This is a genomic window from Rubripirellula obstinata (genome assembly GCF_001642955.1).
Lineage (GTDB): Bacteria > Planctomycetota > Planctomycetia > Pirellulales > Pirellulaceae > Rubripirellula > Rubripirellula obstinata.
This window is the reverse complement of sequence record NZ_LWSK01000071.1, coordinates 23349-29523: the sequence shown is the minus strand read 5'-3', so window position 1 is coordinate 29523 and position 6175 is coordinate 23349. Positions and strand designations below refer to the sequence as shown.

The window sequence follows — 6175 nt, the reverse complement described above, 5'->3', positions numbered from 1 at the left end:
CGCGAAACCGAGCCAGAGAATTGGTGAGAGATAACGCTGCCATCCGGGGATTTACATCCCCGGCAGAGAGCTTCCGGCCCTCCGGGACTATTCACCAGCGTTATGATCGCGGATCGATCAACGACAATTTGCATTTATTTGTTCGACTTCCCTTGGGATGAGTGACGACACCAATCCAGCAGTAATTAATACGACGTCCCCTGCGAAAGGCGACACTTATTTCCCCGCTCGTTCCTAAATTCCAATCACTCACTCGTCGCTGCGACGGCGGCGGCGTGGCCGGTGCTAAAGGCAGCTTGAAAGTTATAACCGCCAATCCAACCATCCACGTCCAAGACCTCGCCGGCAATGTAAAGGTTTTTCTGCAGTCGGCTTTCCATCGTGCTGGGGTTTACTTCGGCCAGCTTGACACCACCGGCGGTCACTTCGGCCTTGGCAAAACCGCGGGTGCCGGTGATGGGAACGGGTAATCGTTTCAAGCAACTGACCAGGCGGCGGCGGTTCTTGGCCGGAAGATCCGATACGTGACAATCCGAATCAGATGCCGCAACGATGCTATCGGCTAATCGCTGGGGCATGACGCCAGCGACAATCGATGACACGCGACGTCTTCCGTCGTTACCGCTTCGATTGGTAAACCAGTTTTCAACTTCGGCTTCGGATTCATTGGGCAACACGTCAACCTCCAGGTGGACCTGATCAATCCGGCTGGCCGCCGTCATGCTGCCGCTGACATCCATCGCAGCCGGTCCCGACAATCCAAAGTGGGTCAATAGCAGTGAGGATCTGCGTTGAATCAAAACCGCTTTTTTTCCAGTTTGGATTTCTCCGGTGTTTGTCTTGGTTCTGACCGTCGCGACGCAATCATCAAGCGTGATGCCCGACAAAGCTCGCATCCAATCGGTGCCGCCCACCAGCGGCACGAGTGCAGGGCGAGTTTGCACGATTTTGTGGCCTAGTTTTCGCAGCCAGGCGTAAGCATCGCCGGTGGTTCCGCAGCCTGGCCAACTCTGACCGCCCGCTGTCACGATAACAACATCGCAGGCGAGCGTTTCGGTTTCCGTGACCACTTCCCAGTGGTTGGTTTCACCGCTGCCGGATTCAGCGATCCGAAGATCGGTCACCCCGCAATTTAATCGCAAGTCGACGCCCGCTTGGATCATGTCTTGGTGCAATGCGTCGCGGACTTCGACAGCTCGGTTGGATTCGGGGAAGACCTTGCCGGTGGATTCAATCTTTGTCGCCACCCCAAGCTTGTTGAACATTTGAACAACATCGGTGGGCGAAAAACGGCCGACGCTCGGTTGCAGAAACCGCCGGGCATGCCCGAAGACTTCGGTGATCCCGCGTGCGTCGGTGTCGTGAGTAATGTTGCATCGGGTGCCGCCGGACATCAGGATTTTGACGCCGGTTTTGTTGTTCTTTTCCAGCAACGTGACGCGGGCACCTCGCCGTGCCGCTTCCCCCGCCGCGATCATTCCCGCTGCACCGGCACCGATGACGATGATGTGTTTGCGTTGATTCACAGACGAGGTGTTTGGCGATTTCATGGAACGGTTTTTGCTGGTGATTTACGCCAGAGTAGTTGAATTCGAGGCCTCAGGCATCCTGGGTTTCCATCAACAGTTTTTGCTTGCCAAATCGTTTGATTCTGACGATCCTAAATTACTGAACCCGGTCACCCTTCCAACTCAGATTCGCTGCTTTGGTCGAACCATGATTCCTGAAAAGAAAACTCCTGCCTGCTCCACTGAAATAGAGGCGGGCAAACCCACGTTCTCGTTCTCCCAGGCCCGCAGTCTGATCGATGGATTGGGGAAGCCCAAGGGTTGGGTGTATTGGACTGATTTTTTGGTTTCGATCTGCACTGGGCATGTTGCCTTTGGGATCATGGTCAGCTCGCTTCGCGACGACGCATCGGAGTTGTCGCTACTGTCGCCTTCGATGTCACCTTCGATGTCGCATTGGGGCGTCATTTGTATGGTCATGTCAGCCTACGTTGTCACGGTCTTGGCCTACATGCGTTCGCTGATGTTCATTCACGAATTAGTGCATTTGCCAAAGGATCGTTTTAAGGGGTTTCGGGTCGCGTGGAATCTGTTGTGCGGGATCCCGATGTTCGTGCCATCGTTTCTGTATTACCCGCACGTCGATCACCATCGCCGCAAACATTACGGGACCGATCACGACGGCGAGTATTTGGCACTAAGCCACCATGGCCGCTGGATGATCGTCGGTTTTGTGTTGCAGGCGTTGCTGATTCCGTTTTTGGGATTCTTTCGTTTTGCGATCCTGAGCCCGATTTGTTGGGTCATCCCCGGGGCACGCAAAGTGGTTCACCGTCACGCATCGACGATGTTGGTGGATCCGTTTTACGAACGCAACGATTCCGGCAAAGGGCTGATGCGGTTGGTCGTTTTGCAAGAATCATTGGTGTTTGCCTGGGCGATGGTCTTTCTGTTCGCCTGGTATTTGCGGACTGGTCAGTGGTTCAATCCGATGTGGGGTGTTGCCTATGCGGTTGCGGTCGGTTTGTTGGTGCTCAATGAAATTCGGACTCTGGGGGCGCATCGTTGGACGGGTCAGGGTGCCGAGATGTCGTTCGAGCAGCAATTGTTGGACAGCGTCAATTATCCGCACGCACCTTGGTTGAGCGAATTATGGGGTCCGATTGGTACTCGTTATCATGCGCTGCATCACCTGTTTCCTCGCCTGCCTTACCACGATCTGGGCAAGGCACACCGGCGGTTGGTGGCCGGTCTTCCAGCGGATTCCCCGTACCACGATACGATCGCGCCCAGTTTGACCAGCGAAATTGTGGCGCTGTGGAACCGGGCAAAATTGCGGAACCGGGCAAAGAGTTCAAACGGCGATTTTCAGTGGGACCGAGTGACCGGTAAGCGAAGCCCGAAACGACGGTAAAAATGATCGGTTGGAGGCCCGCAAAAACGACGCCGTAACTCGCTTTACTCGCTACGGCCTACGTTGCGCTATGGTCTGGTTGTGAATTCCCCCTTGAACAAACTTGCTTCTGTCGCCACACTGCGGGGCCGAAAAAATCCATGGGCGACCAACGGTGACGCAATTGTGGCGTCCCGCAGTCCTTGACTGGACGACTGGATCGCTTGGGATGAACGTCAAAAGTGGCTTTTTAGCTGCTTTTAGCATCGTTCAGCCCCCAACCCCGATAAGGAAGCACGACCAAGATGGCACGTTACACCGGACCAAAAGCCCGAATTAACCGACGTTTGGGCACCCTGATTTACGAAACCGCAGGTGCGACGCGTGCGTTGGACCGTCGTCCGACCCCGCCCGGGATGCATGTTCGGGGCCGCCGACCGAGTAACTACGGTCTGGCTTTGATGGAAAAGCAAAAAATCAAGCACTATTACGGGTTGGGTGAACGTCAGCTTCGCCGTTATTTCGATGCCGTCAGCCACAAGCCTGGTAACACCGGTGAATTGTTGCTTTTGATGTGCGAACGTCGTTTGGACAACGTGGTTCGCCGCGTCGGATTCACGAAAACACGTCCGCAAGCTCGCCAAGGCGTCGCTCATGGTCACTTCCACGTCAACGGTCGGAAAGTCACCAAGCCCAGCTACATGCTGCGTCCCGGTGACATCGTCGAAGTCCGTGGTCGCGAAAACCTAAAGAACCTGTATCGCGGCGTGATCGCCAACGCTTCCCCCGACGCGTTGGATTGGGTGACCTTTGACAGCGAAAGCTTAAAGGCAACCATTTTGGGTGCTCCCGGTCCCAGCGACATCAGCTTGCCCGTGGACGCTAACAGCGTGGTCGAATTCCTGTCGCGATAAACCTCTTCTCGACCGAAGCAGGTATCGACAATCGTACTACCATTAAGTAGCGGTTTGAATCATGATCCGTGTGAGCAAGTTTGTTCATGCGGATTCTTTTTTGCGGTCCGTATCAAATCTGAACAGTCTCTTTTAACACAATAGAAATAAGTCGATTCAATGCATGCTCCTGTCGTTGTTCTTGGTGGTGGCCCCGGTGGATACGCGGCCGCATTTTTAGCCGCAGATGAAGGCATGGAAGTCACGATCGTCGAGTCCGAATCACGACTTGGCGGGACTTGCTTGCTTCGTGGATGTATCCCATCGAAGGCTCTGTTGCACGTCGCCAAAGTCATTTCCGAAGTCGATGAACTGGGAGCCGAATGGGGCGTTAACTACGCTGGCAAGCCGGACATCGACATCGATAAGGTTCGGGCTCGCAAGGATAAAGTGATCTCGAATTTGACCGGTGGTTTGGGCGGATTGGCGAAACGAAGAAACGTCACCGTGATTCAAGCTCGTGGCAGTTTCATCAATTCAACCACCATGAAATTGGAAGGCGATCACGAATCGATTCCCGAAGGCGGTCAGCTAACATTCGATCATTGCGTTCTGGCCACGGGCAGCGTCCCAGCGATGCCACCAGCGTTTGATATCCGCAGCGACCGAGTGATGGACAGCACCGGTGCGTTGGCGTTGGCGGACATCCCCGAAACCATGCTTATCATCGGAGGCGGATACATCGGTTTGGAAATGGGCAGCGTCTATGCACGATTGGGATCCAAGGTCAGCGTTGTCGAAATGGCTGATCGATTGTTGCCCGGTGCGGATGTTGACCTAGTCAAACCGCTGGCAAAGAAGGTCGATAAGATGTGTGATGGCCGCATCTATACCAATACCAAAGTCGGTTCGCTTTCCGAGGTCGGTGACAAGATTGATGTGACCTTTGAAGGACCAGGCAAGTTTGGTCGCGAACAGTTCGACCGCGTCTTGGTCAGCATCGGTAGACGACCCGTCACGCGCGACCTTGGACTCGAAAACACTCAAGTCGTTGTTACCGATCGTGGCTTCGTCGAATGTGATGCTCAACAGCGAACCGCCGATCCGCACATCCTGGCCATTGGTGATGTCGCAGGCGATCCAATGCTCGCTCATAAAGCGACGCACGAAGGACGAATCGCCGCGGAAGTCATCGCCGGGAAACCGTCTTCGTTTGACAAAGCCGCGATCCCAGCCGTCGTTTTCACTGACCCCGAAATTGCTTGGGCTGGCGTTACCGAGGACGAGGCCAAGGCAGAAGGCCGCGAAGTGGAAGTTTCGATTTACCCTTGGGCCGCCAGTGGTCGTGCCCAGGCGCTCGGCATCACCAACGGCCTGACAAAGTTGTTGGTGGATCCCGTAACACACCGTGTCATCGGATGCGGCATCGTCGGCAGCGGTGCAGGCGAATTGATCGCCGAAGCCGTGTTAGCGATCGAGATGGGCTGCGAGGTTCATGACCTCACCGACACCATCCACGCTCACCCAACGCTTAGCGAAACGATCATGAACGCAGGCGAAGTTCACCTCGGAACAGCAACCGAAATCTACAAGCCAAAGAAGAAATTGGCGGTACCTGCGACTTAAAAGACTGTTTTAAAACGTAGCTGATCCCGCCAGGGTTCAGTCCACGATCGTATTAAGCTCGACTGAACCCTGGCGGGATCAGCTACGGGCAGGTCGCCGGTGGAGATTGTGTTGCAAATTGCAAGTTGAACATTGCAAGTTGTCTATTTGCTAAACTGAGCTGCGAAGCGGGTAACTCGAATCTTGGAGATCTTCGATGGAGGCTGATGAGTTGTCAGAGCGTTTGCTTGACTTGGCGGCGAGAATCGGCAAGGTCGTCGATGCATTACCCGACACGCGGTTGGGCCGCCATATTGCAGGCCAGTTAGTCCGAAGCGGAACATCGCCTGCTCCGAATTATGAGGAAGCATGTTCGGCAGAGAGCCGAAAAGACTTGATTCACAAGCTGAGAATCGCCTTGAAAGAGCTTCGCGAGACTCGCTGCTGGGTCAGGCTTATCATTCGTGCCGAGCTTTTGCCTGAAAAACGAATGTCAGAGATCCTCGGCCACACTGACTCTCTTTGCAAGATCATCGGCCAGTCAGTCGTTACCGCAAAGCGAAACGAAGTTGCGGAAAAAGCAAAGAGCAAACGCCCTTCACCAAAGTAGAGGTCTCTTCTTTTAGGCCGAGCAACTTTCAATTTGCAATGTTCAACTTGCAACTTGCAATCCCAACTAAGCCCAGTTGCCCATGCCCCAACGCGTCACCGTGCGTTTCCAATCGTGGATCAATGCACCGGCCAGGAACAAAGCGTTGGATGCGTAGCGTGGGATC

General features: G+C 54.5%; 5 protein-coding genes. 4 read left to right on the top strand and 1 reads right to left on the bottom strand.

Annotated elements, in window-relative coordinates; translation table 11 throughout:
* Positions 1-245: 245 nt before the first annotated feature.
* Entirely contained in the window at positions 246-1550 is a 1305-nt protein-coding gene (locus RC85_RS16755; RefSeq protein ID WP_068264894.1) for a BaiN/RdsA family NAD(P)/FAD-dependent oxidoreductase, read from the bottom strand.
* Between RC85_RS16755 and RC85_RS16750 the strand changes: the two genes are divergently transcribed.
* The 4 genes from RC85_RS16750 (at position 1549) to RC85_RS16735 (ending at position 6009) form a co-directional block, all read left to right on the top strand.
* A complete protein-coding gene (locus RC85_RS16750) occupies positions 1549-2922 on the top strand; it encodes a fatty acid desaturase family protein (RefSeq protein WP_235033357.1) in 1374 nt (457 codons plus the stop codon). The genes RC85_RS16755 and RC85_RS16750 overlap by 2 nt on opposite strands.
* A 284-nt stretch (positions 2923-3206) precedes the next feature.
* Complete coding sequence (rpsD, locus tag RC85_RS16745; protein ID WP_068264892.1) at positions 3207-3815, top strand: 30S ribosomal protein S4; 609 nt, start codon at positions 3207-3209, stop codon at positions 3813-3815.
* A gap of 159 nt (positions 3816-3974) precedes the next feature.
* Entirely contained in the window at positions 3975-5420 is a 1446-nt protein-coding gene (gene lpdA, locus RC85_RS16740) for a dihydrolipoyl dehydrogenase (protein WP_068264891.1), read from the top strand.
* Between the two features lie 196 nt (positions 5421-5616).
* Complete coding sequence (locus RC85_RS16735) at positions 5617-6009, top strand: four helix bundle protein (RefSeq protein WP_068264889.1); 393 nt, start codon at positions 5617-5619, stop codon at positions 6007-6009.
* Positions 6010-6175 lie beyond the last annotated feature (166 nt).

Bases quoted from the DNA above. Each gene is read 5' to 3' on its own strand.
- RC85_RS16750 (WP_235033357.1), top strand. From the start codon at position 1,549: ATGGAACGGTTTTTGCTGGTGATTTACGCCAGAGTAGTTGAATTCGAG.
- RC85_RS16755 (WP_068264894.1), bottom strand. From the start codon at position 1,550: ATGAAATCGCCAAACACCTCGTCTGTGAATCAACGCAAACACATCATC.
- rpsD (WP_068264892.1), top strand. From the start codon at position 3,207: ATGGCACGTTACACCGGACCAAAAGCCCGAATTAACCGACGTTTGGGC.
- lpdA (WP_068264891.1), top strand. From the start codon at position 3,975: ATGCATGCTCCTGTCGTTGTTCTTGGTGGTGGCCCCGGTGGATACGCG.
- RC85_RS16735 (WP_068264889.1), top strand. From the start codon at position 5,617: ATGGAGGCTGATGAGTTGTCAGAGCGTTTGCTTGACTTGGCGGCGAGA.